Annotated in this window: 21 protein-coding genes; all 21 read right to left on the reverse strand. The window is 68.6% G+C overall.

Translation table 11 applies throughout. From position 1 onward, the window contains the following. Positions 1 to 570, reverse strand: a complete 570-nt coding sequence (gene rplE / locus O7612_RS26480; RefSeq protein WP_067301437.1) for a 50S ribosomal protein L5 — start codon at positions 568 to 570, stop codon at positions 1 to 3. Next, positions 570 to 890, reverse strand: coding sequence for a 50S ribosomal protein L24 (rplX, locus tag O7612_RS26485; RefSeq protein ID WP_172898445.1), 321 nt, complete (start codon positions 888 to 890; stop codon positions 570 to 572). The genes rplE and rplX overlap by 1 nt, the downstream gene beginning before the upstream one ends. Then, on the reverse strand, positions 887 to 1,255 hold the full coding sequence (gene rplN / locus O7612_RS26490; RefSeq protein ID WP_007073026.1) for a 50S ribosomal protein L14: 369 nt from the start codon (positions 1,253 to 1,255) through the stop codon (positions 887 to 889). Before rplN ends, rplX begins: the two co-directional genes overlap by 4 nt. A 100-nt stretch (positions 1,256 to 1,355) precedes the next feature. Beyond that, positions 1,356 to 1,637, reverse strand: coding sequence for a 30S ribosomal protein S17 (gene rpsQ, locus O7612_RS26495; protein ID WP_282268337.1), 282 nt, complete (start codon positions 1,635 to 1,637; stop codon positions 1,356 to 1,358). Continuing rightward, positions 1,634 to 1,870, reverse strand: coding sequence for a 50S ribosomal protein L29 (gene rpmC, locus O7612_RS26500; protein WP_067301431.1), 237 nt, complete (start codon positions 1,868 to 1,870; stop codon positions 1,634 to 1,636). The genes rpsQ and rpmC overlap by 4 nt, the downstream gene beginning before the upstream one ends. Next, entirely contained in the window at positions 1,870 to 2,295 is a 426-nt protein-coding gene (gene rplP / locus O7612_RS26505) for a 50S ribosomal protein L16 (RefSeq protein WP_067301427.1), read from the reverse strand. Before rplP ends, rpmC begins: the two co-directional genes overlap by 1 nt. 3 nt (positions 2,296 to 2,298) lie before the next feature. Next, positions 2,299 to 3,171 (reverse strand): 30S ribosomal protein S3, encoded by an 873-nt coding sequence (rpsC, locus tag O7612_RS26510; protein WP_067301424.1) that lies wholly within the window; start codon positions 3,169 to 3,171, stop codon positions 2,299 to 2,301. Further along, entirely contained in the window at positions 3,171 to 3,629 is a 459-nt protein-coding gene (gene rplV, locus O7612_RS26515) for a 50S ribosomal protein L22 (protein WP_282268345.1), read from the reverse strand. Before rplV ends, rpsC begins: the two co-directional genes overlap by 1 nt. Positions 3,630 to 3,669: 40 nt before the next feature. Beyond that, a complete protein-coding gene (gene rpsS, locus O7612_RS26520; protein ID WP_007073032.1) occupies positions 3,670 to 3,951 on the reverse strand; it encodes a 30S ribosomal protein S19 in 282 nt (93 codons plus the stop codon). Between the two features lie 12 nt (positions 3,952 to 3,963). Then, a complete protein-coding gene (gene rplB / locus O7612_RS26525; protein ID WP_053653944.1) occupies positions 3,964 to 4,803 on the reverse strand; it encodes a 50S ribosomal protein L2 in 840 nt (279 codons plus the stop codon). A gap of 12 nt (positions 4,804 to 4,815) precedes the next feature. After that, positions 4,816 to 5,118, reverse strand: a complete 303-nt coding sequence (gene rplW / locus O7612_RS26530) for a 50S ribosomal protein L23 (RefSeq protein ID WP_067301418.1) — start codon at positions 5,116 to 5,118, stop codon at positions 4,816 to 4,818. Then, positions 5,115 to 5,792: a 50S ribosomal protein L4 gene (gene rplD / locus O7612_RS26535; protein ID WP_282268349.1), complete on the reverse strand. Its 678-nt coding sequence runs from the start codon at positions 5,790 to 5,792 to the stop codon at positions 5,115 to 5,117. The genes rplW and rplD overlap by 4 nt, the downstream gene beginning before the upstream one ends. Beyond that, positions 5,789 to 6,454, reverse strand: coding sequence for a 50S ribosomal protein L3 (rplC, locus tag O7612_RS26540; protein WP_282268350.1), 666 nt, complete (start codon positions 6,452 to 6,454; stop codon positions 5,789 to 5,791). Before rplC ends, rplD begins: the two co-directional genes overlap by 4 nt. 11 nt (positions 6,455 to 6,465) lie before the next feature. Next, complete coding sequence (gene rpsJ / locus O7612_RS26545; protein WP_007073037.1) at positions 6,466 to 6,774, reverse strand: 30S ribosomal protein S10; 309 nt, start codon at positions 6,772 to 6,774, stop codon at positions 6,466 to 6,468. 354 nt (positions 6,775 to 7,128) lie between these two features. Next, a complete protein-coding gene (gene tuf, locus O7612_RS26550; protein ID WP_067301408.1) occupies positions 7,129 to 8,322 on the reverse strand; it encodes an elongation factor Tu in 1,194 nt (397 codons plus the stop codon). A 223-nt stretch (positions 8,323 to 8,545) separates the two neighbouring features. Continuing rightward, a complete protein-coding gene (gene fusA / locus O7612_RS26555; RefSeq protein WP_282268353.1) occupies positions 8,546 to 10,642 on the reverse strand; it encodes an elongation factor G in 2,097 nt (698 codons plus the stop codon). A gap of 75 nt (positions 10,643 to 10,717) precedes the next feature. After that, positions 10,718 to 11,188 (reverse strand): 30S ribosomal protein S7, encoded by a 471-nt coding sequence (gene rpsG / locus O7612_RS26560; protein ID WP_067301402.1) that lies wholly within the window; start codon positions 11,186 to 11,188, stop codon positions 10,718 to 10,720. Position 11,189: 1 nt separating this feature from the next. Next, the gene (rpsL, locus tag O7612_RS26565) at positions 11,190 to 11,564 is read right to left on the reverse strand and encodes a 30S ribosomal protein S12 (RefSeq protein WP_007465318.1); all 375 of its coding nucleotides are present in this window, start codon (positions 11,562 to 11,564) and stop codon (positions 11,190 to 11,192) included. Between the two features lie 469 nt (positions 11,565 to 12,033). Then, a complete protein-coding gene (locus O7612_RS26570) occupies positions 12,034 to 12,384 on the reverse strand; it encodes a hypothetical protein (RefSeq protein ID WP_282274063.1) in 351 nt (116 codons plus the stop codon). Between the two features lie 638 nt (positions 12,385 to 13,022). Further along, positions 13,023 to 13,391, reverse strand: a complete 369-nt coding sequence (locus tag O7612_RS26575) for a hypothetical protein (protein ID WP_282268355.1) — start codon at positions 13,389 to 13,391, stop codon at positions 13,023 to 13,025. Positions 13,392 to 13,560: 169 nt separating this feature from the next. Next, positions 13,561 to 17,451, reverse strand: coding sequence for a DNA-directed RNA polymerase subunit beta' (locus tag O7612_RS26580; protein ID WP_282268359.1), 3,891 nt, complete (start codon positions 17,449 to 17,451; stop codon positions 13,561 to 13,563). Positions 17,452 to 17,539 lie beyond the last annotated feature (88 nt).

Raw genomic sequence — 17,539 nt, forward strand, 5'->3', positions numbered from 1 at the left:
TCAGTTCTCCTTGAACGGGAAGCCCAGGAGCTTGAGCAGCGCCCGGCCCTCGTCGTCGGTCGTGGCGGTCGTGACCACCGTGATGTCCATGCCCCGCTGGCGATCGATCCGGTCCTGGTCGATCTCGTGGAACACCGACTGCTCGGTCAGGCCGAACGTGTAGTTGCCGTGCCCGTCGAGCTTGCGCCCGTCCAGGCCGCGGAAGTCACGGATACGCGGCAGCGCGATCGACAGCAGCCGGTCCAGGAACTCCCACATCCGGTCGCCGCGCAGGGTGACCTTCGCGCCGATCGGCATGCCCTCACGCAGCTTGAACTGCGCGATCGACTTGGTGGCCCGCCGCACCTGCGGCTTCTGGCCGGTGATCGTGGCCAGGTCGCGGACGGCGCCGTCGATCAGCTTGGCGTCGCGAGCGGCCTCGCCGACACCCATGTTGACGACGATCTTGACCAGCCGCGGCACCTGCATGGGGTTGCCGTAGCTGTGCTGCTCCTGCAGCTTGGCCACGATCTCGTTGCGGTACCGCTCCTTGAGACGCGGCAGGGTCTTGGTTTCGGTAGCCGTGGTCATCACAGGTCCTTACCGGTGCTACGCGCGATGCGGACCTTCTGGCCGTTGTCGTCGAACCGGTAACCGACCCGGGTCGGGTTCCCGTCGGAGTCCAGGACCTGCACGTTCGAGACGTGGATCGGGGCCTCCTGGGTGACGATGCCACCGGTCTTGGCGCCACGCTGGGTGGTGCTGATACGGGTGTGCTTCTTGACCCGGTTCACGCCCTCGACGAGGACCTTGTCCTGCCGCGGGTAGGCCGCGATGACCTTGCCCTTGGCACCCTTGTCCTTGCCGGCGATGACGATGACCGTGTCGCCCTTCTTGACCTTCACGGTCACAACACCTCCGGCGCGAGGGAAATGATCTTCATGAACCGCTTGTCCCGCAGTTCCCGCCCCACCGGGCCGAAGATACGGGTACCGCGCGGGTCCCCACCGTCCTTGATGATGACGGCGGCGTTCTCGTCGAAACGGATGTACGAGCCGTCCGGCCGCCGCTTCTCCTTGGCGGTGCGGACGACGACGGCCTTGACGACGTCGCCCTTCTTCACACCGGCACCCGGGATCGCGTCCTTGACGGTGGCCACGATGACGTCGCCGATGCTCGCGTAGCGCCGACCGGAGCCACCGAGAACCCGGATGCACAGGATCTCCCGGGCACCCGTGTTGTCGGCGACGCGCAGTCGCGACTCCTGCTGAATCACGTCTATCTCCTATGTCTGCCGGTTCTCCGGCCGCCCTCGCGGGCGGCCGGAGCCTGGCGGAACCTGCGCCCGACCGAAACCGGCCGAGCTCGAGCCTTCGCTACTTGGCCTTCTCGAGGATCTCCACGATCCGCCAACGCTTGGTGGCGGACAGCGGCCGGGTCTCCATGATCGAAACCCGGTCGCCGATGCCGGCGGCGTTCTGCTCGTCGTGCACCTTCAGCTTGCTGGTACGGCGCATGATCTTGCCATACAGCGCGTGCTTGACCCGGTCCTCGACCTCGACCACGACGGTCTTGTCCATCTTGTCGCTGACCACCAGGCCCTCACGGACCTTACGGCGGGCCCGCACGGTGGCGGTGGTGTTCTCGGTCTCGCTCATGATGCAGTCACCTCAGTCGGCGCGGCCGAGAGACCCAGCTCGCGCTCACGCATGATCGTGTAGATCCGGGCGATCTCCCGGCGGATGACCTGCAACCGCCGGTTGTTGTCCAGCTGACCGGTCGCGGCCTGCACGCGGAGGTTGAACAGCTCCGCCTTGGCCTCGCGCAGCTTCGCGACCAGCTCCTCCTCGGAGAGTTCACGCAGCTCGGAAGGCTTGACGCCCGCTGCCATCAGGATTCACCCACTTCGCGCGTAACAATGCGGCACTTCATCGGGAGCTTGTGGACCGCGCGACGCATCGCCTCTCGCGCGACCTGCTCGTTGGGGAAGGACATCTCGAAGAGGATCCGCCCCGGCTTGACGTTCGCGACCCACCACTCGGGCGAGCCCTTGCCGGAACCCATCCGGGTCTCGGCCGGCTTCTTGGTGAGGGCCTGGTCCGGGAAGACCGTGATCCAGACCTTGCCACCACGCTTGATGTGCCGGGTCATGGCGATACGTGCCGACTCGATCTGCCGGTTGGTCACGTACGCCGGCTCGAGAGCCTGGATTCCGAACTCGCCGAACACCACCCGGTTACCGCCCTTGGACGCGCCGTGGCGGTCCGGGTGGTGCGGCTTGCGGAAGCCCTTCGGGGGCTTGCGCGGCATCAGCATCTGTCAGCCCTCCTGCTGCGTTTCTGCCGGCTGGGTGACGGCCTCGGCGACAGCGGAGCTGTCGACCGGGTCACCACTCGGCGTCTCGGCCTGCTGCGCGATGGTGGTCGCGGCGGCCCGACCGGCCTCGGTCCCACCGGCGGTCGTACCCGACGAACCGGACCGGCCACGACGCGGCCGCTCGGGGCGGTCGCCACGCTCACCGCGACGCGGGCGGGACGGACCGGCCTCGGCCGGAGCCTCCCGGCCCGGCACGGCGTCGCCCTTGTAGATCCAGACCTTCACGCCGATCCGGCCGAAGGTGGTACGGGCCTCGAAGAAGCCGTACTCGATGTTGGCCCGCAGCGTGTGCAGCGGAACCCGACCCTCGCGGTAGAACTCCGTCCGGCTCATCTCGGCGCCGCCGAGACGGCCCGAAACCTGCACCCGGATGCCCTTGCAGACGGGGTTCTTCATCGCCGACTGCATGGACTTGCGCATGGCCCGACGGAAGCTGACCCGGCTGGAGAGCTGCTCGGCGACGCCCTGGGCGACCAGCTGCGCGTCCGACTCGGGGTTCTTCACCTCGATGATGTTCAGCTGCACCTGCTTGCCGGTGAGCTTCTCCAGCTCGCCGCGGATCCGGTCGGCCTCCGCACCCTTACGGCCGATGACGATGCCCGGCCGGGCGGTGTGGATGTCGACCCGCACCCGGTCCCGGGTGCGCTCGATGTCGACCTTGGAGATACCGGCGCGCTCGAGGCCCTTGGACATCATCCGGCGGATCTTGACATCCTCGCCGATGTAGTCCTTGTAGAGCTTGTCCGCGAACCAGCGGGACTTCCAGTCGGTCGAGATGCCGAGCCGGAACCCAGTGGGGTGAACCTTCTGACCCATTACTCGGCACCCTCCGTCTTGCTCTCGGTCCCAGCGGCCTCGGCCTGCTGCGCCGGCGCGGCCTTCTTCGCCGCGGACTTCTTCGGCGCGGCCGGCGCGACCGCCTCCACCGCCACGGTGATGTGGCAGGTGCGCTTGCGGATCCGGTACGCCCGGCCCTGCGCCCGCGGCCGGAACCGCTTCATGGTTGGGCCCTCGTCGACGAACGCCTCGCTGACGAGCAGCGCGTCGGGGTCCAGCCGCTCGTTGTTCTCCGCGTTGGCGATCGCGCTCGCGAGCACCTTGTACACCTGCTCACTCGCCGCCTGCGGCGCGAACTGCAGCACCGTGAGCGCCTCCTTCGCGGGCAGGCCGCGGACGAGGTTGACCACCCGGCGCGCCTTCATCGGCGAGATGCGCACGTGCCGCGCAACCGCCCGCGCGCCCGGAAGCACCGGAGCGTCGCCCTTTCCTGGCATCGCTGTAACCCCTTGTTCCTCTATCCGTATGCCCGCGGCGTCAGCGCCGGCGGCTCTTCCGGTCGTCCTTCTCGTGACCCTTGAACGTGCGGGTCAGCGCGAACTCGCCGAGCTTGTGCCCGACCATGGCCTCGGTCACGAACACCGGGACGTGCTTGCGTCCGTCGTGCACGGCGATCGTGTGCCCGAGCATCTCGGGAATGATCGTCGAGCGCCGCGACCAGGTCTTGATGACGTTCTTCGAGCCCTTGTCGTTCTGCGTCTCCACCTTCTTGAGCAGGTGGTCGTCGACGAACGGGCCCTTCTTCAGGCTGCGAGGCATGCTCTATCTCCCTCAGCCGCGCTTACGCGTGGCGTAGCGGCGGCGGACGATCAGCCGGTCGCTCGGCTGGCCCTTACGACGGGTGCGGCCCTCGGGCTTACCCTGCGGGTTCACCGGGTGGCGACCACCGGAGGTCTTACCCTCACCACCACCGTGCGGGTGGTCGACCGGGTTCATCGCGACACCACGGACGGTCGGGCGCTTGCCCTTCCACCGCATCCGGCCGGCCTTACCCCAGTTGATGTTCGACTGGTCGGCGTTGCCGATCTCGCCGACGCTGGCACGGCAGCGGACGTCGACCCGCCGGATCTCACCGGACGGCATCCGGAGGGTCGCGTACGCGCCCTCCCGGCCGAGCAGCTGGATGCCGACGCCGGCCGAGCGGGCCAGCTTGGCGCCGCCGCCCGGACGCAGCTCCACGTTGTGGATGGTGGTACCGACCGGGATGTTGCGCAGCGGCAGGTTGTTACCCGGCTTGATGTCGGCGCCCGGCCCGGACTCGACCCGGTCACCCTGCTTCATGTCCTTCGGCGCGAGGATGTAGCGCTTCTCGCCGTCGGCGTAGTGCAGCAGCGCGATGCGCGCGGTGCGGTTGGGGTCGTACTCGATGTGCGCGACCTTCGCCGGCACGCCGTCCTTGTCGACCCGCTTGAAGTCGATCAGGCGGTACTGCCGCTTGTGGCCGCCACCGTGGTGCCGGGTGGTGATCCGGCCGTGGGCGTTGCGCCCACCCTTCTTCGGCAGCGGGGCCAGCAGGGACTTCTCCGGCGTGGACCGGGTGATCTCGGCGAAGTCGGCGACGCTGGAGCCGCGTCGGCCCGGCGTCGTCGGCTTGTACTTACGGATAGCCATTGTCTACACCCCTCAGCTGACCGGGCCGCCGAAGGCCTCGATACGGTCACCGTCAGCCAGCTTCACGATCGCCCGCTTGGTCGCCTTGCGCTGGCCGAAGCCGGTCTTGGTGCGCTTGCGCTTGCCCTGGCGGTTGAGCGTGTTGACCGTCAGGACGCGGACGTTGAAGATCTGCTGGATAGCGATCTTGATCTCGGTCTTGTTCGCGTCCGGGTGCACCAGGAAGGTGTACCAGTTCCGGTTCAGCTCGCTGTAGCTCTTCTCCGAGACGACCGGCGCGACGATGACGTCCCGCGGGTCGGCGATCGTGCTCACTTGCCACCCTCCTCGGTGGTCTCGGCGGACTCGGCCGCGGGGCCGGCCTCCGCGGGAACACCCAGGAACTCGTCCAGGGCGTCCTTGGTGAAGACCACGTCGTCGGCCACCAGCACGTCGTACGTGTTGAGCTGGCCGGACTCGATCAGGTGCACCCGCGGCTCGTTGCGCAGCGACACCCAGTTCAGTTCGTCGGTGCTGCTCAGCACGACCAGCACCCGACGGGCCTGGGTCAGCTTGGCCAGCGTGGCCAGGGCCGCCTTGGTCGACGGCTTCTCGCCCGAGACGAACGCCTCGACGACGTGCAGCTGGCCGGCACGCGCCCGGTCGGAGAGGGCGCCACGCAGGGCGGCTGCCTTCATCTTCTTGGGGGTCCGCTGGCTGTAGTCACGCGGCACGGGGCCGTGCACCACGCCACCGCCGGCGAACTGCGGCGCGCGGATCGAGCCCTGCCGGGCCCGACCGGTGCCCTTCTGCTTGTACGGCTTCTTGCCGCCACCGGCGACCTCGCCGCGGGTCTTGACCTTGTGGGTGCCCTGGCGGGCCGCCGCGAGCTGCGCCACCACGACCTGGTGCATCAGCGCGATGTTGGCCTGCACGTCGAAGACGTCGGCCGGCAGCTCGACGGAGCCGCTCTTGGCACCTTCGACATTGTGGACGTCAACGGTGGTCACTTGGCCACACCGCCCTTCTTCACCTTCGTCTTGGCCGCGGTGCGGACCAGGACCAGCGCACCCTTGGGGCCGGGGATGGCACCACGGACGAGCAGGAGGTTGTTCTCGGTGTCGACCGCCTGGACGGTCAGGTTCTGGACGGTGTAGCGCACGCCACCCATCCGACCCGCCATCCGGGTGCCCTTGAAGACGCGACCCGGGGTCGCGCAGGCGCCGATGGCGCCCGGCGAGCGGTGCTTGCGCTCGACACCGTGGCTGGCGCGCAGGCCGTGGAAGCCGTGCCGCTTCATCGGGCCGGCGTAGCCCTTGCCCTTGGTCTTGCCGGTGACGTCGATGGTCACGCCGGCCGGGAACTCCTCGACCGTGACCTCCTGGCCCAGCGAGTAGTCCGCCGCGTTCGTGGTGCGCAGCTCGACCATGTGCCGGCGCGGCGCCACGTCCGCCTTGGCGTAGTGCCCGCTGACCGGCTTCTTGACCTTGCGCGGGTCGATCGTGCCGTAGGCGAGCTGGACCGCGGAGTAACCGTCCTTCTCGGCGCTACGCACCTGGCTGACGACGCACGGGCCGGCCTGAACCACGGTCACCGGCACAACCTTGTTGTTGTCCCAGACCTGGGTCATACCGAGCTTGGCGCCCAGGATCCCCTTGACTTGCCTGTCCATTTGTCCGGTCCCTACAGCTTGATCTCGATGTCGACGCCAGCCGGCAGGTCGAGGCGCATGAGCGAGTCGACCGTCTTCGGAGTCGGGTCGATGATGTCGATCAGCCGCTTGTGCGTGCGCATCTCGAAGTGCTCGCGCGAGTCCTTGTACTTGTGCGGCGAGCGGATGACGCAGAAACGGTTGATCTCCGTGGGCAGCGGCACCGGGCCCGCGACCTGCGCCCCGGTGCGCGTCACCGTCTCGACGATCTTCCGCGCCGAGGAGTCGACGACCTCGTGGTCATAGGCCTTGAGCCGGATGCGGATCTTCTGTCCCGCCATGGTGGCTTCTGTTCCTTCTCTCGATGCCGCTGTGTTGCGGGCACCTGTACCGGCTGGTACAGGCCCACTTCGCCGACCCCCGCGGTCGGGCGTGTCGCGCCCGTGGACCAGGCTCCGCCCCGGGACTCCGGAGCGACTCTCTGACCGCGCGGTGGGTCAAGGCGCCGATCGCATCACAGCGATCTGGACGCCGTGCGAGGGTGGTTGACCGCCAGGGGCGATCAACCACCCTACGCGCGACTGTTGGTCTTCCCGGAGGTCCAACTGACGCCGGACACGGGCGACTAACCGTCGTTACGCAACCTGACTAGTATGCCGCACGACCGGCGGCAACGCTAATCGGGGTTACCTAGTTCACTTGATGATCTTGGTGACGCGACCGGCGCCGACCGTACGACCACCCTCGCGGATCGCGAACTTGAGGTTGTCCTCCATCGCGATGGGCTGGATGAGCTTGACGGCCATCGTGGTGTTGTCGCCCGGCATGACCATCTCGGTGCCCTCGGGGAGGGTGACGACACCGGTGACGTCGGTGGTCCGGAAGTAGAACTGCGGACGGTAGTTCTGGAAGAACGGGGTGTGCCGGCCGCCCTCCTCCTTGGAGAGGATGTAGACCGTCGCCTCGAACTCCGTGTGCGGGGTGCTGGTGCCCGGCTTGACGACCACCATGCCGCGCTCGACGTCCTCGCGCTTGATGCCCCGCAGCAGCAGACCGACGTTCTCACCCGCGCGGGCCTCGTCGAGCAGCTTGCGGAACATCTCGATGCCGGTGCAGACCGTCTTCTGCGACTTCTCGCGGATACCGACGATCTCCACCTCCTCGTTCGGCTTGAGGATGCCGCGCTCGGCGCGACCGGTGACGACCGTGCCACGACCGGTGATCGTGAAGACGTCCTCGATCGGCATCAGGAACGGCTTCTCGGTCTCCCGCTCGGGCTGCGGGATCGCGGTGTCGACCGCGTTCATCAGCTCCAGCAGACGACCGGTCCACTCCGGGTCACCCTCGAGCGCCCGCAGCGCCGAGACCCGGACGACCGGCAGGTCGTCACCCGGGTACTCCTGCGCCGACAGCAGCTCGCGCACCTCGAGCTCGACGAGCTCCAGGAGCTCCTCGTCGTCGACCATGTCGCTCTTGTTGAGCGCCACGACGATGTACGGCACACCGACCTGACGGGCCAGCAGCACGTGCTCGCGGGTCTGCGGCATCGGACCGTCGGTCGCCGCGACCACCAGGATCGCGCCGTCCATCTGGGCGGCACCGGTGATCATGTTCTTGATGTAGTCGGCGTGCCCGGGGCAGTCGACGTGCGCGTAGTGCCGCGCCTCGGTCTGGTACTCGACGTGCGCGATCGAGATCGTGATGCCGCGGGCCTTCTCCTCCGGCGCCTTGTCGATCTCGTCGAACGGCGTGTACGGGTTGAGGTCCGGGTACTGGTCGTGCAGGACCTTCGTGATGGCCGCCGTCAGCGTCGTCTTACCGTGGTCGATGTGACCAATGGTGCCGATGTTGACGTGCGGCTTAGTCCGCTCGAACTTAGCCTTCGCCACTGGTGTCCTCCTGTGGACTTCTTGGTTCTTCTCGCCCCGGCGCGCCGGACGGCGCTTAGGACTCTGTCGACAGCCTTTCCGGCCGACGGCCGGAGAGCTTGGTGGGTTCTGCGGCGATGAAGCCTACAGGCCCGGATTCACACATCCCGACCGAGGTGGTCGCGGACGGGATTCCCGCCCGCGACCGGCCCCGGCTCACCGGATCATCGGCAGCAGGTGAGCGTCACTCACCCGTCGCCTTGGCGATGATCTCCTTCGCCACGCTCTGCGGCACCTCGGCGTAGGAGTCGAACTGCATGCTGTAGCTAGCCCGGCCCTGGGTCTTCGACCGCAGGTCGCCGACGTAGCCGAACATCTCCGACAACGGCACCAGAGCCTTCACGATGCGGGCGCCGCTGCGCTCCTCCATCGCCTGGATGATCCCGCGGCGGGAGTTGAGGTCGCCGATGACGTCACCCATGTTCTCCTCAGGAGTGGTGACCTCAACGGCCATCATCGGCTCGAGCAATGCCGGGTCGGCCTTGCGGGCCGCGTCCTTCATCACCATCGAACCGGCGATCTTGAATGCCATTTCCGACGAGTCGACGTCGTGGTACTGACCGTCGAGCAGGGTCAGCTTGACGCCGACCAGCGGGAAGCCCGCCAGGACGCCGTACTGCATGGCGTCCTGCGCGCCGGCGTCGACCGACGGGATGAACTCCCGCGGGATACGACCGCCGCTGACCGCGTTGGCGAACTCGTAGGTCGGCGAGTCGTTGTCCAGCGGCAGCGGCTCGACGCTCACGATGACGCGGGCGTACTGGCCCGAACCACCGGTCTGCTTCTTGTGGGTGTACTCGACCTTGTCCACCTTGCGGCGGATCGTCTCACGGTACGCCACCTGCGGCTTGCCGATGTTCGCCTCGACGTTGAACTCGCGGCGCATCCGGTCGACCAGGATGTCCAGGTGCAGCTCGCCCATGCCGGAGATGACCGTCTGACCGGTCTCCTCGTCCAGCTTGACGCGGAAGGTCGGGTCCTCCTCGGCCAGCCGCTGGATGGCGGTGCTGAGCTTCTCCTGGTCGGCCTTGGTCTTCGGCTCGATCGCGACCTCGATGACCGGCTCGGGGAAGGTCATCGACTCGAGGATCACCGGGTTCGCCGGGTCACACAGGGTGTCCCCGGTGGTGGTCTGCTTGAGACCCTGCACCGCGATGATGTCGCCAGCCTGGGCCGAGCCGCGCTCTTCCCGCTTGTTGGCGTGCATCTGGTAGATCTTGCCGACCCGCTCCTTGCGGTCCTTGGTGGAGTTGACCACCTGGGTGCCGGTCTCGACCACGCCGGAGTAGACCCGGACGTAGGTGAGCTTGCCGAGGTGCTTGTCGGTCTGGATCTTGAAGGCCAGGCCGGAGAACGGCTCGGACTTCGACGGCTTCCGCTGCATCGGCGTCTCGCCGTCGGTCGCGGTGCCCTCGATCGCGGGGACGTCCAGCGGCGACGGCAGGAAGTCGACCACGGCGTCGAGCATGGGCTGCACGCCCTTGTTCTTGAACGCCGAGCCGCAGAGCACCGGGTTGGCCTTGCTGGCGATGGTGGCCCGCCGGATGGCGGCCTTGATCTCCTCGACGGAGATCTCCTCGCCCTCCAGGTACTTCTCCATCACCGCGTCGTCGACGTCGGCCAGGGTCTCCAGCAGCTTGTCACGCCACTCGGCGGCGGAGTCGGCCAGCTCGGCCGGGACCTCCTCGATCGCGTAGTCCTCACCCTTCTGGGTCTCCCCGCGCCAGGTGAGGGCACGCATGCCGATCAGGTCGACGACGCCGATGTGGTCGCCCTCGAGCCCGATCGGGATCTGGAGCACCAGCGGGGTGGCGTTGAGCCGGTCGATCATCATCTGCACGCAGCGGAAGAAGTCCGCGCCCGTGCGGTCGAGCTTGTTGACGAAGCACATCCGCGGGACGTGGTACTTGTCGGCCTGCCGCCAGACGTTCTCCGTCTGCGGCTCGACGCCGGCGACGCCGTCGTAGACCGCGACCGCACCATCCAGCACCCGCAGCGACCGCTCGACCTCGACCGTGAAGTCGACGTGACCGGGCGTGTCGATGATCTGGATCGTGTGGCCCTTCCACTCACACTTGGTGGCAGCGGAGGTGATGGTGATGCCACGCTCCTGCTCCTGCTCCATCCAGTCCATGACGGCAGCGCCCTCGTGGACCTCACCGATCTTGTAGGTGATACCGGTGTAGAACAGGATCCGCTCGGTGGTCGTGGTCTTACCGGCATCGATGTGCGCCATGATGCCGATGTTGCGTACGTTGGCGAGCGCGTCTGCGGCGGCCACTTCAATCCCTACTTATCGTCGTGTCGACTCGACCGATGGCGGTCCCGGCGCCGGTCCGGCGCCGGAACCAGGCTGTTACCAGCGGTAGTGCGCGAAGGCCTTGTTGGACTCCGCCATCTTGTGGGTGTCCTCGCGCCGCTTGACGGCGGCGCCCAGACCGTTGCTCGCGTCGAGCAGCTCGTTCATCAGCCGCTCGATCATGGTCTTCTCACGACGGGCCTTGGAGTACGTCACCAGCCAGCGCAGACCGAGGGTGGTCGCCCGGGACGGGCGGACCTCGACCGGCACCTGGTAGGTGGCGCCACCGACCCGGCGGCTGCGCACCTCCAGGGTGGGCTTGACGTTGTCCATCGCCCGCTTGAGGGTGACCACGGGGTCGGTGCCGCTCTTTTCGCGGCAGCCCTCCAGGGCCGCGTACACGATGCGCTCGGCGAGCTGACGCTTACCGCGCATCAGGATCTTGTTGACCAGCTGGGTGACCAGCGGCGAGTTGTACACCGGGTCAGCGACCAGCGGCTTCCGCGGAGCGGGTCCCTTACGCGGCATGTCAGCTCTTCTCCTTCTTCGCGCCGTAACGGCTGCGCGCCTGCTTGCGGTTGCGGACACCCTGGGTGTCCAGCGAACCGCGGACGATCTTGTAACGCACGCCGGGGAGGTCCTTCACCCGGCCGCCGCGAACGAGCACGATCGAGTGCTCCTGGAGGTTGTGACCCACGCCCGGGATGTAGGCGGTCACCTCGATCTGGCTGCTGAGCTTGACACGAGCGACCTTGCGGAGCGCCGAGTTCGGCTTCTTGGGGGTGGTGGTGTACACGCGGGTGCACACACCGCGCCGCTGAGGGGAACCCTTCAACGCCGGGGTCTTGGTCTTGGTCGTCTTGGCCTGGCGGCCCTTTCGGACCAGCTGCTGAATGGTGGGCACCGGGTTTCTCCGCTCCCTTCGGCCGCGTCACGCGACCGCGCCGTCTGCTCGTTAGCCGACCTGATGGCCGACTCTCCTACATTCCGACCGGCACCGCCTCGCGGAGATCCCGGCACCCGCGGTCGGGTGTGTCGCCCGATCCACGGTCCCGGTGCCGTCGCTCACGCGCGCACCGGCTTCTTCTGTCACCGGCACGTGAACACCACGCACCGGGTCTTCGACTGTGTCGTACGGCCGCTCGATCTCCGGAGCGATCCGGATCCCGCGCACGCACGAGCCGCCCAGGCATGCCAGGGCACAGGGGAGAAGAGTACCTACCACAGCCGCACAGGTCAAAACGGATCGGTCCGCCGGGTCTCGTCGCTCCCCGTCGGCCCCACCGTGTGCCTGCTCGCCCGTGCTAAGCCCCTCAGGCGATCCAGTGTACCGGCTGCCGCGCGCCGCGGCCCGTCACCCCCGGGCGACGACCTCAGGCCAACTGCACCAGCAACGCCAGTCCCAGCCCCGACAGGCTCAGCAGCAGCCCCGCCCCGCCGCAACTGATGCCGGCCGTCGCCAGGCCCCGACCGGTGAACCGCACCGCCGGTGGCGGCGCGGCCCGGCGGATCTGCCGGCGGGCCAGCAGCCCGGCGACGATCGCCGCCCCGCCGGCCAGCATCCCGGGCACGGTGAACGCGCCGGCCGCCCAGGCCCCGCCGAGTCGCGCGCCCCCGACGCCGAAGCAGATCACCAGGAACGAGACCAGGATCGACACCACCCCGGCGATCAACGATCCCACCGCCGGGCCGGAGGTGACCGCCGGCACGTCCAGGTACACCACGGCGAAGGGCGTACCGGGGACCGGGTCGACCCGCTTCGGGGCGCGGGGGGCGTCCGGCGGTGGCGGGGGTACCGGCCCGGAGGGGCTCGACCAACCCGGCGCACCCGACGCCCGCCCCGGGTACGACCCGGACGGCCCTACCGGGTGGCCTCCCCCGGCCCCCGTTCCGGGGTACGGGCCGACCCCGGGCGGACCGGCGGCGACACCGGCGGCCGGCGGCCGGGCGTACCCGCTGCCGCCGGCCGCCGACGGTACGCCGACGGGGTGACCCGGCCCGGCTGCCGACGACGGCCGCCACGGGTCGACGGCCCACGGATCGGGACGGGTCGGATCGACCGTCCCCCGGGCGGCGGGACGGTGGGGATCGACCTCCCCCCGGTCGGCGGGACGATACGGGTCGACGGCCCACGGATCGGGGCGGGCCGCCGCACCGGAGCCCTGGTCGGGACGCGCCCAACCGGCCGGGCCGGGCTCCGGGGAGCCGGCGGGCGGCCTGTCCGGGTCGCCGCCCGGCGACGCCGGTTCCGTCACGGTGTCCTCCTGTCACGAGCTGGGTCCACCGTCACCCGACGGACACCGGCCAGGCTACCGTCGCCACGCACCGTGGGTGCCCCCCGCCGGATCATCACCCCGACGGGTCAGTCCATGTTCGGGGCGAAGTCCTGCCCGTACGGGGAGCCCGCCAGCCGGACCACGCCGATCACCACCAGCGTCACCAGGGCGACCGCGACCAGCACCAGCCCCACCCAGGCCAACCGCTCCCCCCGCCGCAGCCAGGCCGCCCCGGTGAGGAAACCACCCGAGGCGTACGCCTCACGGCGGGCCTGCCGCGCCAACTGCAGGGCGACCGTGGCGGGCACCACCCCGCCGACGAACAGCCCGGTCAACGCCCCGATCAGGCCGAGCGCGAAGACGGCCCGCGCCTTGGTGGCGCGCACCGGATCGGGATCGAGCGGATGACGTGGCGGCTGGTACGTCACCGGCACCTGTCCCGCAGCGGTCGTCATACCCACCATCATGCCCGGCCGCCCCGGCCGCCGGGCACTCCCCGGCGGACCACCACCACGCACCCGCCGCGCCACTGCCCGGAACGGACACCGGGGGCACCCCGTGGCGTACCCCGGACACGACGACGGCCCCCGGCGCACTGCCGGGGGCCGTCGTCGGTGCTGCCTACTAGCGGTACGACCCGAAGTCGAAGTCGTCCAGCGGAACAGCCTGGCCGCTGGCCGGCCCGAAGCCGTAGTCGGTCTCCGGGTACCCGGTCATCGAGTAGACCTTGGCCTTCGCCTCCTCGGTCGGCTCGACCCGGACGTTGCGGTACTTGCTGATGCCGGTACCGGCCGGGATGAGCTTACCGATGATCACGTTCTCCTTGAGGCCGACCAGCGAGTCGCTGCGCGAGTTGATCGCCGCGTCGGTCAGCACCCGGGTGGTCTCCTGGAAGGAGGCCGCCGAGAGCCAGGAGTCGGTGGCCAGCGAGGCCTTGGTGATACCCATCAGCACCGGACGACCGGCGGCGGGCTCGCCACCCTCGCCGACCAGCCGGCGGTTCTCCGACTCGAACAGCGCCCGGTCGACCAGCACGCCCGGCAGGAACTCGGTCGAGCCGGAGTCGATGACCGTCACCCGCTTGAGCATCTGACGGATGATGATCTCGATGTGCTTGTCGTGGATGAGCACACCCTGCGAGCGGTAGACCTCCTGGACCTCCTGGGTCAGGTGGACCTGGACCGCCCGCGGGCCGAGGATGCGCAGCAGCTCGTGCGGGTCGATGGTGCCCTCGGTGAGCTTCTCGCCGACCTCGACGTGGTCCCCGTCGTGGGTCCGCAGCCCGACCCGCTTGGAGATCTTGTCGTAGACGATCTCGTCGCTGCCGTCGTCCGGCACCACGATGATCTTCCGGGACCGCTCGCCGTCCTCGATCCGGATCCGGCCCGGGGTGTCGGCGATGGGCGCCTTGCCCTTCGGGATCCGGGCCTCGAAGATCTCCTGGACACGCGGCAGACCCTGGGTGATGTCCTCACCCGCGACACCACCGGTGTGGAAGGTACGCATCGTCAGCTGGGTACCCGGCTCACCGATCGACTGGGCGGCGATGATGCCGACCGCCTCGCCGACGTCCACGGTCTTGCCGGTCGGCAGCGAGCGGCCGTAGCACGCACCGCAGACGCCCAGCTTCGACTCGCAGGTGAGCACGCTGCGCACCCGCACCGTCTCCACCCCGGCGGCGACGATCTGGTCGACCCCGATGGAGTTGATGTCCTGGCCCCGGTGGGCCACCACGGTGCCGTCCGGCCCCTTGATGTCGTCGGCCAGGGTCCGGGCGTGCACGCTGGTCTCGGCGTGCTCGTGGACCACCAGCCGGCCACCCTCCAGGCGCTCGCCGATCTGCATCGGGATCGCCCGGTCGGTGCCGCAGTCCTCCTCACGGATGATGACGTCCTGCGAGACGTCCACCAGACGACGGGTCAGGTAACCCGAGTCGGCGGTCCGCAGCGCGGTGTCGGCCAGACCCTTACGGGCACCGTGCGTGGAGATGAAGTACTCCAGCACGGACAGACCCTCCCGGTACGAGGCCTTGATCGGCCGCGGGATGATCTCGCCCTTCGGGTTGGCCACCAGACCACGGATCGCCGCGATCTGCCGGAGCTGGAGCAGGTTACCGCGGGCACCCGAGTTGATCATCTTCCACAGCGGGTTCTCCTGCGGCAGCGCGGTGTCCATCTCCTTGGCGACCTCGTTGGTCGCCTTGGTCCAGATCTCGATGAGCTCGCCGCGCCGCTCCTCGGCGGTCATCAGACCACGCTGGTACTGCTTGTCGATCCGGTCGGCTTCCTTCTCGTACCGCTCCAGGATCTCCCGCTTGCGCGGCGGCGGGATGACGTCCTCCATGCCGATGGTGACGCCGGACCAGGTGGCCCAGTGGAAGCCGGCCTCCTTGAGGCCGTCCAGGGTGGCCGCCAGGGCCACCTTCGGGAAGCGCTCGGCGAGGTCGTTGACGATCGCGGAGAGCTGGCCCTTGCGGATCTCGTAGTTCACGAAGCGGTAGCCCTGCGGCAGCGTCTCGTTGAACAGGACCCGGCCCAGCGTGGTCTCCACGGTCACCGGGTCGCCCTCGGTCCAGCCCTCGGGCGCGACCCACGGCTCGGCGCCCGCGCCGTTGTCGACCCCCACCACGTCCCGCAGCCGGATCTTCACCGGGGTCTGCAGGTGCAGCTCGCCCGCGTCGAAGGCCATCCGTGCCTCGGCGTCGGAGCTGAACGCCCGGCCCTCGCCCTGGCCACCCCGGATGAGGTGGGTGAGGTGGTAGAGACCGATGACCATGTCCTGGGTGGGCATGGTGACCGGCTTGCCGTCGGCCGGCTTGAGGATGTTGTTCGACGACAGCATCAGGATCCGCGCCTCGGCCTGGGCCTCGGCGGACAGCGGCACGTGCACCGCCATCTGGTCACCGTCGAAGTCGGCGTTGAATGCGGTGCAGACCAGCGGGTGGATCTGGATCGCCTTGCCCTCGACCAGCTGCGGCTCGAAGGCCTGGATGCCCAGGCGGTGCAGGGTCGGCGCCCGGTTGAGCAGCACCGGGTGCTCGCCGATGACCTCTTCCAGCACGTCCCACACGACCGGCCGCTGCCGCTCGACCATCCGCTTGGCGGACTTGATGTTCTGCGCGTGGTTGAGGTCGACCAGCCGCTTCATCACGAACGGCTTGAACAGCTCCAGCGCCATCTGCTTGGGCAGGCCGCACTGGTGCAGCTTGAGCTTCGGGCCGACCACGATGACCGAACGGCCGGAGTAGTCGACGCGCTTGCCCAGCAGGTTCTGCCGGAACCGGCCCTGCTTGCCCTTCAGCATGTCGGACAGCGACTTCAGCGGCCGGTTACCCGGGCCGGTGACCGGACGGCCACGACGGCCGTTGTCGAACAGCGCGTCGACGGCCTCCTGGAGCATCCGCTTCTCGTTGTTGACGATGATCTCGGGAGCCCCGAGGTCGATCAGCCGCTTGAGGCGGTTGTTCCGGTTGATCACGCGGCGGTACAGGTCGTTCAGGTCGGAGGTGGCGAACCGGCCACCGTCGAGCTGCACCATCGGACGCAGGTCCGGCGGGATGACCGGGACGCAGTCCAGCACCATGCCGAGCGGCGAGTTGCGGGTGTTCAGGAACGCCGCGACGACCTTCAGCCGCTTGAGCGCCCGGATCTTCCGCTGGCCCTTGCCGGAACGGATGGTCTCGCGGAGGTTCTCGGCCTCGGCGTCGAGGTCCATGTTCTGGACCAGTGCCTTGATCGCCTCGGCGCCCATGCCACCGGTGAAGTACTCGCCGAACCGGTCGCGCAGCTCACGGTAGAGCAGCTCGTCGGTGACCAGCTGCTTGGAGTCGAGCTTGCGGAAGGTGTCGAGGACCTCGTCGAGGCGGTCGATCTCGCGCTGGGCCCGGTCGCGGATCTGGCGCATCTCGCGCTCTCCGCCCTCCTTGACCTTGCGCCGGACGTCCGCCTTGGCACCCTCGGCCTCCAGCTCGGCCAGGTCGGCCTCGAGCTTGGCGGCCCGCTTCTCGATCTCCGAGTCGCGGCTGTTCTCGGACTGCCGCTTCTCGGCGAGGATCTCGTTCTCGATGGTCGAGAGGTCACGGTGACGCGCCTCGGCGTCCACGCTCGTCACGACGTACGAGGCGAAGTAGATGATCTTTTCGAGGTCCTTCGGGGCGAGGTCCAGCAGGTAGCCCAGCCGGCTCGGCACGCCCTTGAAGTACCAGATGTGGGTCACCGGAGCGGCCAGCTCGATGTGCCCCATCCGCTCACGCCGGACCTTGGACCGGGTCACCTCGACGCCGCAGCGCTCACAGATGATGCCCTTGAACCGGACCCGCTTGTACTTACCGCAGTAGCACTCCCAGTCCCGCTGCGGACCGAAGATCTTCTCGCAGAAGAGCCCGTCCTTCTCCGGCTTGAGGGTGCGGTAGTTGATGGTCTCGGGCTTCTTGACCTCACCGTGCGACCACTGACGGATGTCATCCGCGGTCGCGAGGCCGATACGCAGCTCGTCGAAGAAGTTGACGTCGAGCACTATGTCCCCTATGTCGTCGTCTGTACTGCTAGCTAACCAGTGGGGTTCGGGGCAGGGTGACCCGCGCAGGGATCAAGCCTGACCTTGC

Source organism: Micromonospora sp. WMMD987 (genome assembly GCF_029581435.1).
In the GTDB taxonomy this organism is placed as follows: domain Bacteria; phylum Actinomycetota; class Actinomycetes; order Mycobacteriales; family Micromonosporaceae; genus Micromonospora; species Micromonospora rifamycinica.